The sequence below is a fragment of the Stutzerimonas stutzeri genome (assembly GCF_000590475.1).
In the GTDB taxonomy this organism is placed as follows: domain Bacteria; phylum Pseudomonadota; class Gammaproteobacteria; order Pseudomonadales; family Pseudomonadaceae; genus Stutzerimonas; species Stutzerimonas stutzeri_D.
Genome location: NZ_CP007441.1, coordinates 2,733,014 through 2,752,999, shown reverse-complemented (window position 1 = coordinate 2,752,999; position 19,986 = coordinate 2,733,014). Strand labels below are relative to the sequence as shown.

The following is a 19,986-nucleotide window of genomic DNA, read 5'->3' as shown; positions in this document are numbered from 1 at the left end:
TGGCAGCTCCTTACAGGTAGCCGCGCTCAGCCAACGACAAACAATCCTCCTGTCCTACCACGACGTGATCGAGCGTTCTGACTCCGACCAGATTCAGTGCGTCCTGCAGTTTCGTGGTGAGATTGCGATCCGCCTGGCTGGGCTCGGGATCACCTGAGGGGTGGTTGTGCACCAGGATGATTGCGGCTGCGTTGTGTGCCAAGGCGATCTTCACGATTTCCCGTGGGTAGACGCTGGCTCCGTCCAGGGTTCCGCGAAACACTTCCTCGAACGCAATCACCCGGTGTCGGCTGTCGAGCATGAGCAGTGCGAAAACCTCGTGCTCATAATCAGCCAGCAGCGCCTGCAGGTGATTGAACACCTCCTTGGGAGACGTCAGGGCACGTCCCTTGCGCAGACGAAGGCTGGCCAGTTGCTTGGCCATCAGCAGGATGTCGTTTTCCGTCACCGGGGACTCGACCAGGTAGGTGCCGGTCGTTTCACTGGCTTTCAGCTTGTGCAGGCGCATGGCGGCCTCCTTGGTTTTGGTCTGTGGATAGGGTTTGACGAGCAGCCTGTGCATCGAGCTTTTCAGTCAGGCTCGGTTTGGTGGGATTGACTGGAGAGGTCGTTGCTGCAGCAGGTGCTTGACCCTCGGGGTAGAACTCTTCAACGATGGCGCTGACATCCTCCTCGCTGTCTTCAAAGGCTCCGTTGCCGAAACCGCGTCGCGCAGCCTCATCCAAAGCAGCTTGATCGAATCCTGCAGCCTGGCGCCGTGAATCGAGTTCACTGGCTGTTACCAGCGCCTCGGCCATGTCCATGCCTCCGCGTACCGTCAGGTCGGTGTAGAAGATCGGTGTGCCATGGCTCTGTCGTGTCGACTTGCCACGCAGGCGCAGCTCAAGCGGCAGACAAGCCAGGCGGTTACCCGAGATGGCCTGGAAGTAATGCAGGCGAGCCGCCAGGGTGCGGATGCTATTGAAGCCAGTGGTGCGAAACACAAAGCTGCCCAGCGGATCCTCATCACCAATGACCACATTCAGTCGGCCATAGGGCTTGCAGGCACCGCCTTTCGCCAGCGGGCAGGCATCCGGTGAAGGGCAGGGCAGCGACTGCATGCCGTCTTGGGTAACTCGCTTACAGGTCTCGCCATTGCCGACGCAAACCGGACGTCCGGACTGCCGGTTGAACAGTGTGTAGTCGGCTCGGAGATTCAGCTCCGGCTCGTTGAACAGTAGGCGTACCGGGATGCTGCGCAGCTTGTCGTCCTTGCCCGGACGCAGCTCGTCATTGAGCGGGTGCAGCAGCCAGCCGTCCTTACCCTGCACCTGGGACGTGATGGTGAATTGGTCATCCTTCTCTGGTAGTCGCTTGCCGTTTTTCTCGATGACCTTACCAATGGAAATCCGCCCGAGTACCGGCGGAGTGATAGCCAGACCTTTGAGCATGGTGATTCTCCTGGAAATGAAAAATGGCCAGCCACGCAGCGCGAACTGCATGGACTGGCCAAGGGGAGGGAAGGGATAAAAGTGTTGGGTTTCAGCCGACCAGGAATCGCCGCGCACCTGGTTTCAGCAACGGATACTTGGCCTGCAGGTAGGGCTTGTCCTTGAGCAACTGAGCTACATCGAGGCCGATGCTGTCCTTGGCCTTGCGCCAACTGACGTAACCGTTAGAAAACTCCGCCCGACTTGCATCGCCCATGGCTTGCTGCAGCATCTGCTTGAGTTCGGCCTCGCGCTTCTCCTTGTCGGCAATCGACTGACGCACGGCTTTCAGCTCGATGTATGCAGCAGAGAGCCGAGCATGCTGGCTGAAGTCGACGACCTGGCCGTTGTCCTCCTGATAGAGGCAGCGCAGGGCTGATTCAGCGGAAGCGGTGCCATCAGCCGGTGGTGGCGTGTCGGTTTCCACGTAGTGCCAGAACTTACGCTCCAGTTCGATCAGGCGAGCGATCATCTGCTCGTCTCGTTCGATGCGATGTATCTCCAGCGTCTGGCCACCCAGCAGTACCGCCACATCCGCCGCTTGCTTGCCGGTGACGGCGAGCTGGTGCATTACCTGAAGCTGTACATACTCAGGCACGCCCTCTTTCCAGAGGCGTGCCCCGTTTATGCCGGCTGTCTTGCACTCCAGGATCTGCACATCGTCGGCCCCGATCACCTCGCGGTCGATGTTGGCCAGCATCCACGACAGCTCCGGATCCGGGTGCTGCAGCACAGCGTTGATGCGCCGTACCTTGTTCTTCGTGCGCTTGCTGTAATGCCAGGCCACGATGGGCTCCAGCACGTTGCCCCAGTACATCGGGCTTCCCTCATCGTGCGGATCAGCCTTGGGCAGGCCGGCATTGCGGCCTGTCTTCTCCATCCAGAGCTCTAGCTGTGACTTGTAGGGACTCAGTCCAACTGCTGCGGCTGCATCCGAGCTGCCGATACCTTGCTTGCGGATCTGCATCCAGTCTTCGCGAGGCAATTCCTTGGTGCTGATCAGGCGTAGAGCGGGGCGCGGTTTGCTGGGGCTGCGATTCAATGAGGTGGCTTTCATTATGCTTCTCTTGCAGACATAAAAACGCCCAGCCAGCGCGAAGCTGACCGGGCGATACGGTTGAGGTGGGGTGACGGGTTAGGCGGCGAGTTGCAGCGCTGCATCCAGGGCGCGTTGCTTGATCTGCGCGCCTTGGCCGAACCAGGCAGAATCCAGCCGGTATTCGGTGCTGCGTGCACGCCGCTCGTGATCTACGTATTCGGTCACGGCATTAAGCAAGCCCCAGGCGGTGCCTTTGGCCGATTCCAGCTGACTGCCCCGGCCACGGCCTTCGTACAGCTCCTGAACCTTGCGTAGGGCGCGCTCGTTGGGTAGCTGTTCAGGAAGCTGGCCGGTCGGACTGACCTCGCACATGACGTTCATAAAGAAGCCCATTGCTTCATGCCACTGCACCTTGCGTTCAGCCAGATGGCGCATGCGATACATGAAGTCGTCCCATTGCGAGACTGCTATACCGAGCTGCTTCTTCACCAGATTCGGATCGAAGCGAGTGTTGTGCGGCACCTTGATCGCTCGGCTGGTGCCGTCCAGAGCGATGGTCAGGGTGTTGTTGCACACGACACGCACCGTGGTCGGCGTTGCGGTGGTGGCCAAGGTGCCGTCGCACGACGTAGCCAACAGTAGGTAGCCGTTGACCTGGTCGTTACCCTTGATCGCCGTGCCTTGCCGGTGCGTGCGAGCGCCCAGAACTTGCGACCACCCTTGAGCACGCCAGCGGTTTCCAGCTCGTAGCCAGAGACCTCGGTGAGATCCCGGTAGAACTCCAGTACCTCGCGTGGCTGCACGGTGTGATAACGCTGGGAGACCACCGAAAGCGGGGCTTTGGTGTCCGAGCGGAACAGCACCTTCTGCTCAGGGAAGGAATGAATGGTGCCCAGATGGCCGATGGAATCCGACTTGAAATGAACGGGGCTTTCCAGGATCCGCCAGTCCATACCGGCTTCACGTTGCCAGACCTCGATAGGTTGTTTTTGCGGAAGGTTGTTGCCCAGTCCATGCCACGGGGTAGCACCGACATAGGCCATTTGTTCTATGAGATGAGCCATGATATTTCCTTACTAAGCAAACATATGTAATAGCGTCCAATCACCAAGGCTAAGCGGAATCAATACTCTGTTTGCGAAAAAGCAATACCGCAGTGATGACACTCATAGTTGTCGAGTACATGTGAGTCGAACTCCTCACCCATCTTCGCCCCGGCTAGTCCTCCGGCAGTCCCGCCGGCCAGACCGCCTAGAATTGCGCCGGCCAGACTGCCGATAGTAATTCCTATAGGCCCAGCGAAAGCTCCGATTAGTGCGCCACTCTGTGCTCCTGCCATAGCTCCGGCAGCTCCGCTGGCTGTGCCGCCAACGGCACCAATAGCACCTCCGATCTTCCGGCCCTGATTACGTGCAACCACTCGAAGAGAACCGCAGGAAGGACAGCAAATACTCATTATCTAAGCTCCTTTAATAGTCATTGGGCGTGCGGGTATGTATTGCCCGGCTGCCAATGAGTAATACAGGTCTGAAATATTTTTTAATGCGCATCGCTATCCTCACTGAGCCTATCCGGATACGGGGGGCTGGACGGCGTGCACCAGCCGCAGCTAGACGCTTCCTCCGCTTTTTAAGTTGGTACCTTTCCAAGCAAAAGTTAGTTCCTGGGCGCTGCTGGCGGGCCCTCCAGTAGGCTGGATCGAGTCGGCGGTACGAGTCCCGGTTACGCCTGTAGACCCCAATCTAGAGCGCCCACGTTGGTGTGCTTGCTTTCAGTATTTTTTTACACGAAGCACACGTAAAGACATCTCCCCGGCCGGTTTCTATAGTCCGGCCCCATCAGCTTTTGCACACGAAGAGGAGCAGCGACCATGGATCAGAGGAACTCGCAGATGAGAATTCTTAGAGTTAAGCAGGTTCAAGAACGTGTGGGACTTTCGAGGTCAACTATCTATGACCGAATTAACGAGAGGTCCCCTCGATATGATCCTGAGTTCCCAAAACCGGCGAAGCTAGGCGCCTATGCGGTTGGATGGCTAGAAGAAAGTATCAATGAGTGGATAAATAAGCGTGTGAAGGGATCTGTATGACTAAATCGCACTCGCTGCGAGCCTAACTATTTGCTGTGATTTAAGTTTTGTGCTTTAGGGTTGTGGTGCTGTTTGTTGTCGAATGGCTTGCCTTAAGGAGGTTTCCTTAATGTCGAATATTGGTTTATTTGTTATTAATTAATTAATTTGAGAGTTGCTTGTTTGGCTACTATGAGTCAGTTCGTCTTCTTGAGTCTGAGTATATGTGAATTCATACTTTTAGGCGTAAGCACTGAGTAATAACGACAGGCACTCAATGCCTGTCGTAAAGCTAACGAAAGAGGCTGTTAATAAATGAGTGATAAAACAAGCAAGGCATGTGAATGGAGCAGGGAGGGTGTAATCGAAGGGCTTCATGATGGTTGCTACGATTACTTTGAAGGTGGTTACGTCTATGTCTGTCCAGAAAGGACTGTCTGTGCTCATCTGGTAAGATTAGAGCGCTTGGTAAAGGAAGTGGTAGCACATGGTCAGGAAGTATTCAAAATACAAACGAAAGGTTGGAATAAATATTTAGTTTACGATGTTTTAGGGCGGGATATTCTGAAATTTATATGGCGAGAAGAATGGATGAGATATCATTATCCACTTCATAGGTTTAGTCCTCATGTCGAAGCTTTTTTCAGGTGCTCAATAGCCTTTCGGCAGAAATACTGTGATCCAGGAGTTTCTGGATACCCGAGCGAAGATGTGTGTTGCGTTGCCGAATCATTGAGCAAAATGATCGAGGATCTTAAAAAAGTAGTATCTAGTGACAATTTTAAGAGCGAAATCAGCCAGCATAATCGTTCCTCAAACAAGAATCGCAGAAGCATTGTTAAGTATATAAATGCTCTCTTTGATTCGAAGTCTAGGCTGCTTGTTGTTAGGGTGGATCTAGGGTATGAAGCAAGAACCAAAAGAAATGGTGGGGATGTTAGCTATGCTCAGGCGAAAGAGCACAGAGAGGAATTTTTCAAGGAGCTAAAAAAGTTATTTCCTAAGGGGGATTTGGTTGGTTATTGCTGGAAGTTAGAGTTCGGTATTTCCAAGTCTTATCATTATCATGTGATGGTATTTTTAGATGGCGCAAAAAGAAGAGAGGATGTTTCGTTAGGAAGGTTGATTGGAGAGATTTGGCAGGAAAATGTTACGCTTGGGAAGGGTGTATATTTTAATTGTAACTCTAAAAAATCAGCTTACAGGTCTTGCGGGATAGGAATGATAAACCATGGTGAGCTTGAGAAGCGAGAAAGCCTTTTAAAGGCTGCGACATATTTAACTAAGCAAGATGTCTATATCAAGATTGCTCTTGACGGTGGAGGGCGATGCTTTGGTCGAGGCGAATTACCAAAGGTTGGCTCAGTAAGGAAAGGCAGGCCACGAAAAAGCGCTGCCAAACCTAAGGTAACGTTGTGATATCAGTGGTTATTATAAAATTCCAATTCGCGTGCGGGCCTCGGTGGATAAGGTTTTCTCCAGAGCTGATCTAAGTTCTGTATCTTTCCTCGTCCACCTTCGCAGGGTTTCCGGAAGTGCTGCCTGTTTCAGCGGTATCCTCTGCGCCCTTATGAATTCGTACAATTTTTTATCTATTTCGTCAATGGCTTGGGCGATGCTCATCCAGCCGTTGGCAGGTTTGCATGATTCAAAGAGTCTTGCTGCCTCCTGTTTTGCTGGGTGGTAAATGTGTGAGCGCGCCTTTCCGCCGGTTGACGCTATGAATTTTTGCTGGCCAAGCTCATGGTACAGCGGGTGGTAATATGGGGTGCCAGCCAGCCTTAATAAGTACTCAATGTATGGGATGATATCGTCTGGAACCCTTAGGTCCTTTTTCTATGAATCCTTCGATCTGCTTCAGTATGACATAGGATCCTTTTATTAGCTCTAAGCAGATGTTCCATGGTTGCTGTGTTCGAAACAGTGAATCGATTTCCTGTTGTGTAGTTTCAATACATTCGTTTTCGATTTTTCGTGCCCCGGGCTCCACAATTACTTTGTCGTAATCCATTTCGGGGAACTTGGAGCTAAACAAGTGTTTATTCTGTTGCTTTGCATGGATGAGGAACTCAGAGAGTTCAATATTTGAAATTGACATGCTTTAACCTAGTTAATATGTTTCAGGTCTGATATTTTATCGCCAAGCACCTCCCAGGCATGAGCCATTTCTTTTGAATAGTTGTGTCTTTGATATGTCCGCTTGACCTTGTTTTCTTCGGTGTGGTTAAGGCACCGCTCTGCTACTTCTGGTAATACGCCTAGAGCTGTCATCAGTGTTGCACCAGTACGACGAAGGTCATGGGGTGTCCATTTTCCACCTGGTAGTAATAGGGCCTGTGCCTTTGCGCTGCGATTGCTCATAATGCCTATATCTGGGCGTCGCTGCCTGTCGCCGAGTTGCTTGGTCACCGTTTTGGAGCAGACTGGACCCGTGTTTGTGCTATTGGGATAACACCATTCGCTATCACCGCTTAGTGATTCAACTATCTCAAACTGCGCGGTCGCAAATTTCGAGAGTGTCACGGTATGGGCTTTGCCATTTTTGCTATCTTCAGCAGGTATGAGCCACCTGCCTGCTTTTAGGTCGATGTTGTTCCAACGGGCGTTCATCAGCTCTCCGATGCGACAGCAAGTCGAGAGGGCTATCCAGATAGCGGCCTCAGTTGACGGAAGCAAGCCAGCCTCGGGGGCAAGCCTGGCCAATGTTCGGATTTCATCTTCATTGAGAACTCTGTCCCGCTCCGTGTCTTTCCCTCCGATCTTGGCTTTGCGGATGCTTGCAGTTGGATCATGGTCAATCATGTCCCGATCCACAGCGAACCTAAACATCTGACGCATTAGACTGAAGATCATCTTAGCCATGCGGTTGACGCCGCGGGCGAGCAATGCATCGGTGACTCCAGTGATGTGCCCTTTTTTCACATCTTCCAGAGGCAACTCTCCCAGAAATGGCAGGACGTCCTTTTTGAACATGCGGCGAACCTCATCCCCGCCATCTTTGCGATTGATAAGGTCAACCTTTGCCCAGCGGTCAAACAGATCTTGGACTGTTTTCCTGGCTGCTAGTCGAGCGTTTGCCTCTGCAATAGCAGCTTTTTCAGCGGCAGCTCTTGCAAGCTCGGCGTCGCGAGCTGCAATACGCGAGGCTTCCTCTGCCTCGAGGTGTTCTTTTATATCCTTGGTGCCCGACTTGTGAATTCCGGCAAGCTCTTTAGCCCGTTGCCCGGCTTCGGCGAGCGTCATGGTGCCCTCGCTCCCATCTCGGCTGTAGGTACCGAAGGGGAGGGTCACTCGCTCACCGCGACTATTGGTATAGCGAAAGTAAAAGAGGCGTTCACCGCTTGGCGTGATGCGAGCCACGAGGCTCCCGTGACCCCATATAGCTACTTCGCTCAACCATTTGTCGCTTAGTCCGGGTTTGCCAGTCATCTGGCGATCTGTAATCTTGGCCATTAGGTCGAGTTCCCCGTTGCCAATTGGTTGCCAATTGCGATCGTCTGGTTGCCAATTCGTTGCCAAATGAGATCGGCTTGATTCGAATCGCTTTGGGCTAGTTTGGACGAGAAACTGGCTGAAAGCCAGTAGCATCAAGGGGTTAGGGGAGCCGCTTCGGATTAGCTTGGAACTGCTCAGACAGGTTATTACCTGTATGGGGTGCAAGGGGTAGAGTGTTCGAATCACTCCGTCCCGACCAAAAACCTTAGAAAATCCAGTCACTTAACGGCGACTGGATTTTTTTATGTCTGATGGTTTTTGAGCGCCGCCGAATTTTGCGGCATTTTTTGCCCCACCTACATTTTTGCCCCATTCCTTCCCGGACTTCATTCAGTTTGGCCTGTCGCAGAACTCCTCACGATGGCGCCGACGTCTTCCTCGCTTTCTCAAACGCTCCGAGGATCCCACCATGCGCCTGCATAAGCTGAATGCTAGCGAGCCGACCAGTACCTACTGGTCGACTCGCCCGTCACCGAAGCCAACATCCTGCTGATGGCCCGGCAGTTGCAGCCGCGTCGTTGGACCGGCTCGAGATGCGCCCGACGGTGAGCTAAGGATTTCTGCACCGCTTCGCTTCGGCGCCTATCTCGCGCCAGCGTTGGCACCGGTGTTGGCGGACTGGCCGCGACTTCGTCTGAGTCTGATCGTCGATGACGCTCTGATCGATATATTCGATTCGTGGATCGACATTGCCCTGCGCGTCGGCGAGCTCCGCGATTCCAGCTGGATAGGGCGTAAGCTGTGCGAGATGGACACGTTGCTTTACGCGTCCACGAGCTATCTGGCGCGTCAGGGAATGCCGGATTCGCCCGCGATCTGGAAGACCACCACTGGCTCGCGCTGATGCGTGATTTCAGGGAGCGCCCCACGTCAGCCTCTGATGTGGCGGGCGCAGCGATACCAACCTTTCCACTTGAATGGAGCCAAGTGAACGGGAAGGCTGAGCGGATCGTGCTTCAGGCGCGTACCAACCACCAATCAGGTAGCCTTGCGGCAGATGTGCGAACAAGGGATGGGCATTGCCCGCTTGTACATGCAGATGTGCGCTTAGCAGTTGAGCACGGGATTCTGGCTAGGGTGCTGCCGAAGCTGCGCTTTGACAGCTATCCACTTACGATGCTCACCGCCAGGTGCGACAGGGAACCGGCGAAGGTTCGCGTTACGGCGACAGCGCTGAAGGATTACTTCGCGTCGTTATCACAAACCTAAGTGGAGCCAAGGCAGGCAACCGTCGCCATAGCGGTACCGCAATCGCGAGCATCAATGGACTAACCCAGCGCTGGGCCAGCGTTCAGAGTCCACCTGAATCCGATGGGGACGGCCCAGCCCGATCCTGATTGCGGAACGTCTGGGGCGATAGTCCCATGAGGCGTTTGAAGAATCGGGAAAAGTAAGCTGCCTCAGAAAATCCGAGACCTTCGGCGATCTGTTTGGCACTGAGCGCGGTGTAGATCAATTGTCGTTTTGCTTCGAGCAGCAGCCGCTGATGCACCACCTGCTGCGCGGTACAACCGGCGAACCGGCGCGTCACATTGTTCAGGTGTGCAGGCGTTATGCCTATACGGTAGGCATACTGTTCGATGGACAGTTGTTCGCGGAAATGCGCCTCGACCAACGCAGAGAATGCCTGCAGATAATCCTGTCCGGGCAATGGACGCTCCTGCCGCTGCCGATCATGTGCTTGTCGCCTCAACCAGGTGCCTACCAGGCCGATTAGCGAGTGGAGCTGCAGTTCACGTGCTGGGGCTGGATAAAGGTATTCTCGATTGATGGCTTCGAAAAGCCCGTCGAGATATTGCAGATCCTCGCCAATGGGGTAGAGGCCGGGCGTAGCGAGAATGGGCTGTGGCGCATCAAGCTGTGCATCGAGCAGGCCGGCCAACGGAGCCGCCAAGGTAATGACGTAGCCCTCTACTCGATCGGAAAAATGGAAGCCGTGGATGCACATGGGAGGCACTACCTGAATCGCCGGATGTTCCAGCCGAGTCTGCGCACCCTCGATCTCGATCATGGCCCAGCCGCTGCGAACGTACAGCAGTTGCACCAGATCGCTATGACGGTGGGGCTTGATTTCCCAGTCGTGCAGGCGACTGCGCTCGGGGATCGATTCGCAATGCAGCAGGTCCGGCGTGGTCCATTCGAGTCGATCTCCGTAGAGCTTGAACACCGGAACGTTCACCGGACGGGCTTCCATCGCGTGGCCTCTGCGCAAAGCATTAACGCTAGCACCGCCTGTCGGCATTGCCCAGCCTGCCAGCATTAGTCGACCGGCTCGTAGGGCAGGCCTACGTAGTTTTCCGCAATGGTGGTCAGCCCGGCGACGGTACTGGTGTAGTAGTCCAACTCGCTCTGCTGGATACGTTGACTGAAACCATCAGTATCCGGGAAACGATGCAGTAACGAAGTCATCCACCAGGAGAAGCGTTCGGCCTTCCATACGCGTCGCAGGCAGATCGGTGAATAGCGGTTAACGAGATCACGTCGACCTTCCTGGAATACCTTGCAAAGGATTCGGTACAGCGTGCTGACATCGCTTGCCGCGAGGTTCAATCCTTTCGCGCCAGTGGGCGGGACAATGTGCGCGGCGTCGCCGACGAGGAACAACCGACCATATTGCATGGGTTCGGTCACGAAGCTACGCAGCGGGGCGATGCTCTTTTCCAGCGACGGGCCTGTCACCAATTGAGTGGCGACGTCTTCAGGCAGACGGCACTTGAGCTCGTCCCAGAAACGCTCATCCGACCAGTCCTCCACCTGTTCTTCCAGACCTACCTGGAGGTAATAGCGCGAGCGGGTGGTGGAGCGCATGCTGCACAGGGCAAATCCGCGCTCATGGTTGGCGTAGATCAACTCCTCATGGACCGGAGGCGTATCGCTGAGCAGCCCCAGCCAGCCGAACGGGTAGACCCGCTCGAAGATTTCCAAGGACTGTGCGGGGATGGTCTTGCGCGATACACCGTGGAAGCCGTCGCATCCGGCGACGTAGTCGCAGTCCAGACGCAGCTGTTCGCCGCTATACGTGAAGGTGACATAGGGCGCATCGGACTTCAGATCATGCAGCTGCACGTCGCTCGCTTCGTAAAAAGCTGGAGCGCCGCTGTCACCACGGGCATCCATCAGGTCACGGGTGACCTCGGTCTGGCCGTAGACCATGACCGTATCGCCACCCGTAAGGGCTTTTAGATCGATCCGTTCGCGCCGTCCGGCAAAGGCCAGCTCGACGCCTTCATGGACAATTCCTTCACGGTCCATGCGCTCGGCTACACCAGCCTCGCGCATCAGATCGACCATGCCCTGTTCAAGCACGCCGGCACGGATGCGGCTCAGCACGTAGGTCGCGCTCTGGCGTTCGATGATCACATTGGAAATCCCGGCCTTGTGCAGAAGTTGGCCGAGTAACAGGCCGGAAGGCCCGGCGCCGATGATGGCAACACTGGTTTTCATGAATGGCCTCTCGTTTGTTGTTCGTGGCGTGTTGCGCCTATAGATTCGAGATGACCTACATTCTTGCCGCACCGGAGGGCCAAGTTAATGGCGGTACTCGGCTTTAACTTGGACTTTTATAAACTGCGTTCGGTAATCGGCCAGACTCGCCCTATGCCTAGCCGACTCTGGCCGCAGCTGGGATTGGTGATTGCGCTCCGTCGGTTGCGATTATCTATGGCGCCTAGCGTCGCATGATGCAGGAAGTACCAGCCATGGGTGTTCCGGTAGCCGTCTCCATAAAAAGCCCGTCATCTGTTGGGCCGAGTAAGCGCGCGCAGGAGAGGGCGCGTACAACGGGAGCAATCGAGCCCAGCTTTAAAAGATAGACAGCGGATGAAGATCAGCCAGTTCTCCTCCAGATCTCGTGAGCGCCACTTGATCTTGAGGTCTTCGCCGGACCGTTTTGGATGGTTGTGACCAGTTCGGTTTTGCGGCCCGTTCCCTGCAGTCGCTCATTGTCGCGGTGTGAAGGTTAAGGGCTCCCCATCGCCGTTGCGGAATTCGAAAGCGCAGGGGAGTGATGCAGCCGCCGCAGGCGGCAATTCGATTAGCCGGTCGAGGTCATGACAGCCACCGCACCAGGCACAGGGTGATCGACGGGAACAGCACCAGGATCACCACGCGAACGATGTCGGAGATGAGAAAAGGCACCACGCCGCGGAAGGCGTCGCGCAAGCTCACGTCGCGGGCCATACTGCTGATCACGTAGACGTTCATGCCCACCGGCGGGGTGATCATGCCGATTTCCACCACCATCAGCGCCAGGATGCCGAACCAGATAGCCTTTTCGGTCTGGTCCAGGCCGTAGAAATCCAGGCCCATGATCAGCGGGAAGAAGATCGGGATGGTCAGCAGGATCATCGACATGGTGTCCATCACGCAGCCGAGGATCAGGTACAGGATAAGGATCCCCGCGAGCACCACGAAGGGCCCGACGCCGCTGTTGGTGATGGCTTCGGCCAGCGCCACAGGCAACTGGGAGACGGCCAGGAAGGAATTCATGATGTCGGCGCCCAGCAGGATCATGAAGATCATGCCGGTAGTCACCGCGGTGCCGTAGAGCACTTCCTTGAAGCCGGCCCAGCGCATGCCGCCCAGCACCACGGCGAAGAAGCCGGTGCCCACGGTGCCAATCGCGGCTGCCTCGGTTGGAGTGAACCAGCCGCTATAAATACCGCCCAGAACCAGAACGAAGATGAGGAAAACCGGCCACACGCCTTTCTGCGCGGCAAGACGTTCACGCCAGGTCATGCGCGGTTGGGCGGGCCCTGCGTCGGGGTTCATGCGTACGTAAATGGCGATCGCGATCATGTAGCCGATTGCAGCCAGCACGCCGGGAATGAAGGCGGCCATGAACAGCGCCGAGATGTTTTCCTGGGCCAGGATGGCGTAGATCACCAGCACCACCGAAGGCGGAATGAGTATGCCCAGTGTGCCGCCAGCGGCCAGGCTACCGACCGCCAGCGAGCCGGAATAGTTGTACTTTTTCAGCTCGGGCAGCGCGACCTGGCCCATGGTGGCTGCGGTGGCAATCGAAGAACCGCAAACTGCGCCAAAAGCGGCACAAGAGCCTATCGCGGCCATTGCCAGGCCACCGCGCCAGTGGCCGATCATTGCCGCTGCGGAGCGGAACAGGCCGGACGCGAGCCCACCCCGCGAGGCAAATTGGCCCATCAGCAGAAAAAGCGGAATGACCGACAGGTCATAAACGGTGAATCGACCGTAGGCGACGGTCTTGATGTAGCTCAGCAGGGGCGCCCAGCCACTGATGGCGACGTAGCCGCCGACGCCGGTCAGCAGCATGGCGATGGCGATCGGGATGCGCACCACCAGTAGGACGAGAAGGATGGCGAGGAAAAGTCCGCCGATTTCAACACTGCTCATGCGGGTTTACCCTCACCACGAAAATCCTGCCAGGCGGTGTACAGGGCCACCAGCGCCAGCAACGCAAAACCAGGCGCGAAGGCGGTCATCGACCACCAGATCGGCACGCCCATGATGATCGACTCCTCACCGGTGCTGTAGGCATCGAGCATGCCCACCAGTGACCGCCAGGCCAGCAGTGCTGCGGCCAGGGCCATCAGCAGGCCGCCCAGGGCATCGAGTCCATTGCGCACCTGCGCCGAGGCATGCAAGGTGAAAACATCGACGATGACATTGCCGCGGCGCAGCTGGCACAGCGGCAGGAAGAAGACGATGGCGATGCCGCAGCCCATCTGCACCAGCTCGACGTCGCCGAGCAGCGGCTCGTCGAACAGCGCGCGCATGGCAATGCTGTAAGTCGCCATCAGGGTCATGGCCACCAGCAGCAGGCCGCCGAGGAAGGCCAGCAGACGGGAAAGGACATCGAGCAGGCGGCCGAACGCACCTTCAGGCACGGCTGGAGCCTGGAGTACGGGTTCACTCATGGTAAATCTCCAGGGCAGTACCGCATTGGCACTGCCCGTGTATCAGCGGGGTAGCTTTGCGTTGTATTGTTCAATCAGTTGGCGGGCTTCGTCCAACAGCGCCTTGCCGTTCTCGTAACCCTTGCTTTCAACGTCTTTGATCCAGTCTTCACTGACCTGACTGGTGGTTTCCATCCATTTGGTCTGTTCTTCCGGAGGCAGTACGTAGATTTCGTTATTGCGCGACTGAGCGAGCTTATGGCCCGTTTCGACCACTTGGTTGTCCCAAATGCGTCCTGCCTCGCGAGAGAGTTCGCGACCACTGTTGGCATCGATAACCTGCTTTAGGTCAGCGGGGAGCTTGTTGTAGGTGTCCTTATTCATCCCGACGATTAGCGCGGTGTGCATCAGCGCCGGCGTGCCAGCAGCGGTCTCGGTGTGGTACTTGACCAGTTCGTGCAGTTTGAGCGCCGGCACTACGTCCCATGGCAGCACCGCACCATCCACAACGCCTTTGGACAGGGCCTCGGGAACCTGCGGGACGGGCATCGCTACAGGCGTGGCGCCGAGCAGGCCGATGGTCTTGGCGGCAGTGCGGTTGGCTGCGCGCAGCTTCTGGCCGCGGAAATCCTTCAGCGTATGAATGGGCTTTTTCGTGGTGTGCACCAGGGCGCCGTCAGTCAGGTGCGTGGCCAGCAGATGCATGTCGGCGAACTCGTCCTGTCCATGTTTCTGAATGAAGTCCCACATGGCCTGGCTACTGGCTTCCGAGGAGCTGCTCATGAAGGGTAGTTCGAACGCCGCGGTGAGCGGAAAGCGGCCGCTGCTATAGCCCGGCAAGGTCCAGACGATATCGGCAACCCCATCGCGTACCTGATCGACCAACTGCGGCGGTGTGCCGCCGAGCTGCATCGAGGGATAGAACTGGAACTGAATGCGTCCGTTGGACTGTTGAGTGATGCGCTGCGCCCAAGGTTCGAGAAATTGCGCCTGGGTCACCGAATGCGCCGGAAGGAAGTGGGCCAGTTTCAGCGTGACTACTGATTCGTCGGCCTGGGCCGCGCCATTCGCCATGAGGGACCCGAGCGTAAACATGGACAGCAGCAGTTTGGGGAGCTTGAGCATCACGTCATCCTTTTTATTCATTGTTATGTTCGAACAGCGTGTCTCGAGGACATGCTCGAAAGACAGCAGATCGTATCGCCGACGAATCGTGCAAGCTCCCGTCTGCTCAATCAATCAGCCATTCCGCTTACTGTGCGATTATCGAACGCCATCCTTGCCGTTTCTTTTATCCGTCAGCTTCCAATCACTGGTCAGGCGTCCTGTGCTGTTCGCATTGATACGCGTGCTGGGCGAAGCCTGGCCGGTAGACGTGTCGCGTCGCACCCTGATTCAACACGCATTCCGCATCCAGGCAGTACATGAGTCACATAGGGCTCGGTTGCGTGTTAAATCACCCAGCTACCCGAACGGCAAATCACGGCAGGGCTGGCCAGCATGGCCGATTAGCCCTATCACGCGCGCTTCGCTGTTCCGACTGATGGTTCAGCACCAATCGCAGCTTCATCGTTCGAATTTTCAGAGGCCATTGGGGCCTCGACGCGAGGTGATGTATGCAAGTTAAATCAATGATGGCTTCGGGCGTGCTGGCCGCTAACGATCCTGACGCAGCTGCGCCCCTACCCGGAGACCCGGACGGAGCCACTATCAACGACACCCCGATGTCAGAGCCTGAAGAGACGGAGCTCAGCGATGAAGACATCGACATGTTTGAAGATGATCCGACTATCCCCACCGAATAGTCGGTCACCGTCTTTCCCTTAGCGGTGATTGCCTTTCGGCGCGTGGCCGGAACGCAAACCTGTATCTAGCGAAGGGGCTGGCGGGTAACGGGAGATTGCACGGAGGCTCGCCGCGTGGGGCGAAGCCTTTTGTATGTGGACATGAGCAACTGCTGGACTCAGACCCGGACATAAAAAACCGCAGCCGCCCATGGGGCTGGCTGCGGTTCAGTTCATCAGGCCTCGCTGGACCTGATGTTTTTCACGTCATTAACGGTTGAATGCTGCACCGGTTCCAACGAACGATGCCGACGGCAGCAGCTGGCTGATGAAGCGGTTCCAACGGGTGATCCCGGCTGGCCCCACGAACACCACGTCCTGCGGCTGGAGCGGGAAGCTCTTAGCCAAGGCGAAGGCAGTTGGGGACTGGGCGTTCAGCTGAAAAACCTTGGCCTGCTCGGTGGCAATGTTCTCCGCGCCGCGAATCACATATACCGCTTCACCGTCCGCGGTTTCCTGGCGAATACCGCCCGCGGTGCCGATGGCATCCATAAGGTTGTAGCTAGTTGTTTTAAAGCTCAGTGCCTGTGGATTCGTGACTTCACCCAGCACGTAGATTTTCTTCTGATCGTTATAGGGCAGGTGCAGTTGGTCGCCGTCCTTCAGATAAACCTGATGCAGCCAGGAGTCCGGGCGGTTCAGGTCGTCGAGGTTCAGCATGTACTCACGGCCGCCGCGCTTGAGCATCAGGCCGGAGAGATCGGCAGTATCGGTGTTGACACCCGCCTGGCTGATCGCCTGCACGATGGTCATCGGTGCGGTGGTTACCGGTATTTCACCGGCGGTATTGAATGCGCCGGAAAGCACGATGCGCTGGCTACCATAGCGCAGCAGGCTGACGTCTACCTGTGGGCTGTCGATGTAATTGGCGAGGCGGCGCGCGATATCGATTCGCAGTTCTTCAATCGTACGGCCTGCAGCATTGACGGTGCCGATATAGGGGTAGAAGAGGGTGCCATCAGGGCGAACCAGGCGGCCGTTGGCATCGAGTTGCTGCTGCGGACCGGACGGCGCTGTCAGCTCTGGGTGATCCCATACGGTGATATAGAGAAGATCGTTGGCGCCGATACGGTACGCCTCCGGTTTGTAGTCGATCAGTTCCTGCTTGCTGGAAGTGCCCCTGTCCGAGGACAGCTCGCCCTTGAGCATGTCGGGAGTGATGCGAATAAGCTGTACGGTACCGTCTTCTGATTCCGCGCCGTCCTTGAATTCATCCGGATCAAGGTATTGGCCGGGCGCAAACACACATCCCTGAAGCACCAGCACGGAAGAGAAAGCGAGAGCAAATAATGGTTTCATAGTTCTTCATCCTTGACGGAATAGTTGTTTTTACGAAGTGAAACAGCGGATTCACTTTTAGCTGAAGGAATGAGCGAAATTGATTCGTCCATAGACAACCGGCGGTGTCTTTTCGAAAGAGCAAGAACGAATCAATATCTGCTTCTCCTGGTGTCGCTACCGCAAAGCTCTGGAAGTAATACTTCTTGTCTCGACATGAGACCTGTTCGGGAAAGCCACTGATGAGGTTTTACTCAAGCTGATTAGCGCTTTTCACGAAACGGCTACAGGCGCTTGTCGCTCACAGTAGCCATAGACCGCTCCGTTTCTCGGGGGTTCAAGATGATGAGCACAAATCCAGCATCGATATAGAGGAGGCTGCGGTGTGAGGCGGTAGAGCGCGTCTAGAACGGGGGATTTGATAATTTGCAGCCTGAACTTGATTTCGTCACGCGTCCAGGCAACGGTGCAAATAACGCTTTTGGCAGCGTCGCGGGCTGTTCGGTACCTGTATCGGTGCGCCGAAATAAATAAACAAAGAATAGTTTCACGGCCTTTTGGACCAATCGCGATGCCGCCGTGATTTATGGCGACGCTGCTGATATCGATCAAGTATTAATTCGTGAATGGCTGTTCGATCATCCAGCGCAACGTTTCTTTTAGCTCGATCTCAGGCAGGTCGCCGATAAGCGTGTCCAACTTGGTTCTGCAGCCGAACAGATTTTTCACATCGGCGCTGCGTACGAAGGAGGGATTAACCCTGACCTCCATACGATGTCCGGATATGGCTGCCGCCTGCTCAAGAACATATTCAAGCGTATACGCCGAGCCTGAGCAGATATTGACCGTTTCGCCGATCGCGGCGGGAGTCTCCAGTAGACGCCGATAGGCTTGCACAACCTGGCGGACATCGCAGAAGTCCCGGGCGATATCCAGGTTTCCCAGCTCAATGACGTCTGCGCGACGACGCGTATGCGCAACGATCTTTGGAATAAGGAATTGCTCAGCCTGACCGATTCCCGTGTAATTGAATGGCCTGCTGATAATCAACGGCAATCGTCCGTAGTACAGCCGCGCCAAGAGCTCCATCGCCGCTTTGCTCACCGCGTAATCATTGGCCGGGGCAAGAGGTGAAGACTCGTCCAGGACGCCTTCGGTAGCGTTCCCATACACATTCGCACTGCTGGCCAGAAGCACGCCTTCAAGACAGGTTGCTGTTGTGCGTAGCGCTTCGAGCAGATGACGGGTGCCGAGCAGGTTGGCGTTGTAGATCGCGTCCGCGTCGGTATGTGCGACGAACGACACCGCAGCCAAATGAACGACATAGCTTGGCCGTATTTCCATCAACAGGGTTCGTAGCGTCTCGGTGTCGTTCAGCGAGCAGCAATGAATGGCTGAAACCGCCACAGGCAGTTCGCTGACAGGCTGGCGATAGCTGAGGCCATGGACCTCGTAGCCGTGGGCTGCGAATTCTTCCGCCATATAGCGTCCCGTGAAACCGGTGACGCCGGTAATCAGCACTTTACGCATGTTCTTCCCGATAGGATGAAATTCCAATTTTCAGCGGAGCGGTCTGTCCCGGGTATAAGCATGGGATGTTGCGTCCAAGTTACGGTCGGCTGGCCGATTACAAGGCGCTGCTCGAACAGCGCCTATTGCTGCTGATCAGTTCGACCAGCGCTGACCGCGAATCACCGGGATAAACGAGTTGGCCGTAGTTCAGGGGAAGACGAACTCAGAGAACAGGCCGAGTGCCCTGCGTGTTTATCCGACGGAGTGTGCCGGTACTCCATGTAGGGCATCCGGTACGCTCACATCCAGTGATCGATCAATCTTCCTTAGAACGAAAAACCCTGCTGATTGCGGCGCAGATCGGCGTCGACCATCATGCGGCACAGCTGTTCCAGGGAAGTCTTGGGTACCCAGCCCAGCACGTCTTTGGCCTTTTGTGGATCGCCGATCAACAGGTCGACTTCTGCCGGACGGTAGAACTTCGGATTGACTCGCATAACGACCTTGCCCGTCGCCGTGTCGATGGCCTGCTCTTGCTCGCCGCTGCCTTCCCATTGCAGTTCGGTATCAACTGCCTTGAATGCCAGGGTCACGAAGTCACGCACGGTTTCAGTGCGGTTGGTCGCCAGTACGAAAACGTCAGGCTCCTCTGCCTGCAGCATGCGCCACATTCCTTCGACGTATTCCTTGGCATAGCCCCAATCACGCTTTGCGTCGATGTTGCCCAGTTCGAGCACATCCAGCTGGCCCAGTTTGATCTTGGCCACTGAATCGGTAATTTTCCGGGTCACGAACTCTCGGCCGCGTAGAGGCGATTCGTGGTTGAACAGGATGCCGCTGCAACCAAAAATGTCGTACGACTCCCGGTAGTTGATAGTCATCCAGTGCGCATAGAGCTTCGCGACGCCATAGGGGCTGCGAGGGTAGAAAGGCGTGGTTTCCACCTGCGGAATGGCTTGGACCTTACCGAACATTTCCGAGGTAGACGCCTGGTAATAGCGAATCTTTGGGTTGACGATACGAATGGCTTCCAACAGGTTCACAGCGCCTGCGCCAGTGATGTCCAGCGTGGTCAACGGTTGCTCGAATGAAACCCCTACGAAACTCTGCGCAGCGAGGTTGTACACCTCCGTTGCACCGCTGGTCTCAAGTAATCGAATGCTGGACGACAGGTCGGTGAGGTCGTATTCAACGAGATGCAGATTGGGGTGTTTGTCGATACCCAACTCTTCAATTCGCCAGAAATTGACCGAGCTGGTACGCCGAAAAGTTCCATATACGGTGTAGCCTTTTTCTAGCAGAAGCTCTGCCAGATAAGCGCCGTCTTGCCCTGTGATGCCCGTGATGATCGCTTTCATTTTCTTCCCTGTTTGAGGTTAGATTTTCAGAATTGCCTTTGCTCCGCTAC

Annotated in this window: 16 protein-coding genes and 2 pseudogenes; 5 read left to right on the top strand and 13 right to left on the bottom strand. The window is 55.9% G+C overall.

What is annotated here, in order from left to right:
* Nucleotides 1-10 precede the first annotated feature (10 nt).
* From radC to CH92_RS12590, 4 genes and pseudogenes are all read right to left on the bottom strand, one after another.
* Complete coding sequence (radC, locus tag CH92_RS12605) at nucleotides 11-508, bottom strand: RadC family protein (protein ID WP_025242130.1); 498 nt, start codon at nucleotides 506-508, stop codon at nucleotides 11-13.
* Entirely contained in the window at nucleotides 480-1,430 is a 951-nt protein-coding gene (locus CH92_RS12600) for a hypothetical protein (RefSeq protein ID WP_025242129.1), read from the bottom strand. The genes radC and CH92_RS12600 overlap by 29 nt, the downstream gene beginning before the upstream one ends.
* Nucleotides 1,431-1,521: 91 nt before the next feature.
* Entirely contained in the window at nucleotides 1,522-2,526 is a 1,005-nt protein-coding gene (locus CH92_RS12595; protein ID WP_025242128.1) for a YqaJ viral recombinase family protein, read from the bottom strand.
* Nucleotides 2,527-2,604: 78 nt separating this feature from the next.
* Nucleotides 2,605-3,572: pseudogene (locus CH92_RS12590) on the bottom strand (DUF932 domain-containing protein).
* Between the two features lie 806 nt (nucleotides 3,573-4,378).
* On the opposite strand from CH92_RS12590, the gene CH92_RS21665 reads away from it, so the two are divergent.
* On the top strand, nucleotides 4,379-4,597 hold the full coding sequence (locus CH92_RS21665) for an AlpA family phage regulatory protein (RefSeq protein ID WP_080690003.1): 219 nt from the start codon (nucleotides 4,379-4,381) through the stop codon (nucleotides 4,595-4,597).
* Nucleotides 4,598-4,891: 294 nt separating this feature from the next.
* Nucleotides 4,892-5,995 (top strand): YagK/YfjJ domain-containing protein, encoded by a 1,104-nt coding sequence (locus CH92_RS21660; RefSeq protein ID WP_080690002.1) that lies wholly within the window; start codon nucleotides 4,892-4,894, stop codon nucleotides 5,993-5,995.
* Between the two features lie 687 nt (nucleotides 5,996-6,682).
* On the opposite strand, the gene CH92_RS12585 is transcribed toward CH92_RS21660, so the two are convergent.
* Nucleotides 6,683-8,029 (bottom strand): tyrosine-type recombinase/integrase, encoded by a 1,347-nt coding sequence (locus CH92_RS12585; protein ID WP_025242127.1) that lies wholly within the window; start codon nucleotides 8,027-8,029, stop codon nucleotides 6,683-6,685.
* Between the two features lie 598 nt (nucleotides 8,030-8,627).
* Between CH92_RS12585 and CH92_RS12580 the strand changes: the two genes are divergently transcribed.
* Nucleotides 8,628-8,915: a LysR substrate-binding domain-containing protein gene (locus tag CH92_RS12580; protein ID WP_080690001.1), complete on the top strand. Its 288-nt coding sequence runs from the start codon at nucleotides 8,628-8,630 to the stop codon at nucleotides 8,913-8,915.
* 447 nt (nucleotides 8,916-9,362) lie between these two features.
* Here the strand turns inward: CH92_RS12580 and CH92_RS12575 are convergent, their stop codons facing one another.
* The 5 genes from CH92_RS12575 to CH92_RS12555 form a co-directional block, all read right to left on the bottom strand.
* On the bottom strand, nucleotides 9,363-10,265 hold the full coding sequence (locus CH92_RS12575; RefSeq protein WP_025242124.1) for a helix-turn-helix domain-containing protein: 903 nt from the start codon (nucleotides 10,263-10,265) through the stop codon (nucleotides 9,363-9,365).
* Between the two features lie 65 nt (nucleotides 10,266-10,330).
* Entirely contained in the window at nucleotides 10,331-11,515 is a 1,185-nt protein-coding gene (gene pobA, locus CH92_RS12570; protein WP_025242123.1) for a 4-hydroxybenzoate 3-monooxygenase, read from the bottom strand.
* Nucleotides 11,516-12,118: 603 nt separating this feature from the next.
* Entirely contained in the window at nucleotides 12,119-13,441 is a 1,323-nt protein-coding gene (locus CH92_RS12565) for a TRAP transporter large permease (protein ID WP_025242122.1), read from the bottom strand.
* Nucleotides 13,438-13,965 (bottom strand): TRAP transporter small permease, encoded by a 528-nt coding sequence (locus tag CH92_RS12560; protein ID WP_025242121.1) that lies wholly within the window; start codon nucleotides 13,963-13,965, stop codon nucleotides 13,438-13,440. Before CH92_RS12560 ends, CH92_RS12565 begins: the two co-directional genes overlap by 4 nt.
* Nucleotides 13,966-14,007: 42 nt before the next feature.
* Nucleotides 14,008-15,069, bottom strand: coding sequence for a TRAP transporter substrate-binding protein (locus CH92_RS12555; RefSeq protein ID WP_025242120.1), 1,062 nt, complete (start codon nucleotides 15,067-15,069; stop codon nucleotides 14,008-14,010).
* A 184-nt stretch (nucleotides 15,070-15,253) separates the two neighbouring features.
* Here CH92_RS12555 and CH92_RS22295 point away from each other — a divergent pair.
* A pseudogene (locus CH92_RS22295) lies at nucleotides 15,254-15,400 on the top strand (helix-turn-helix domain-containing protein); the annotation flags it as partial.
* Between the two features lie 160 nt (nucleotides 15,401-15,560).
* Entirely contained in the window at nucleotides 15,561-15,749 is a 189-nt protein-coding gene (locus tag CH92_RS21865) for a hypothetical protein (protein ID WP_025242119.1), read from the top strand.
* A gap of 249 nt (nucleotides 15,750-15,998) precedes the next feature.
* Here the strand turns inward: CH92_RS21865 and CH92_RS12545 are convergent, their stop codons facing one another.
* The 3 genes from CH92_RS12545 to gmd all read right to left on the bottom strand — a co-directional run bounded on the left by CH92_RS12545 (nucleotide 15,999) and on the right by gmd (nucleotide 19,936).
* Complete coding sequence (locus tag CH92_RS12545) at nucleotides 15,999-17,087, bottom strand: polysaccharide biosynthesis/export family protein (RefSeq protein ID WP_025242118.1); 1,089 nt, start codon at nucleotides 17,085-17,087, stop codon at nucleotides 15,999-16,001.
* A gap of 594 nt (nucleotides 17,088-17,681) precedes the next feature.
* Nucleotides 17,682-18,596 carry a GDP-mannose 4,6-dehydratase gene (locus tag CH92_RS12540; protein ID WP_038623000.1) on the bottom strand — a complete coding sequence of 305 codons (915 nt, stop codon included), beginning with the start codon at nucleotides 18,594-18,596 and terminating at the stop codon, nucleotides 17,682-17,684.
* Between the two features lie 308 nt (nucleotides 18,597-18,904).
* Nucleotides 18,905-19,936 carry a GDP-mannose 4,6-dehydratase gene (gene gmd, locus CH92_RS12535; protein ID WP_025242116.1) on the bottom strand — a complete coding sequence of 344 codons (1,032 nt, stop codon included), beginning with the start codon at nucleotides 19,934-19,936 and terminating at the stop codon, nucleotides 18,905-18,907.
* Nucleotides 19,937-19,986: the final 50 nt, after the last annotated feature.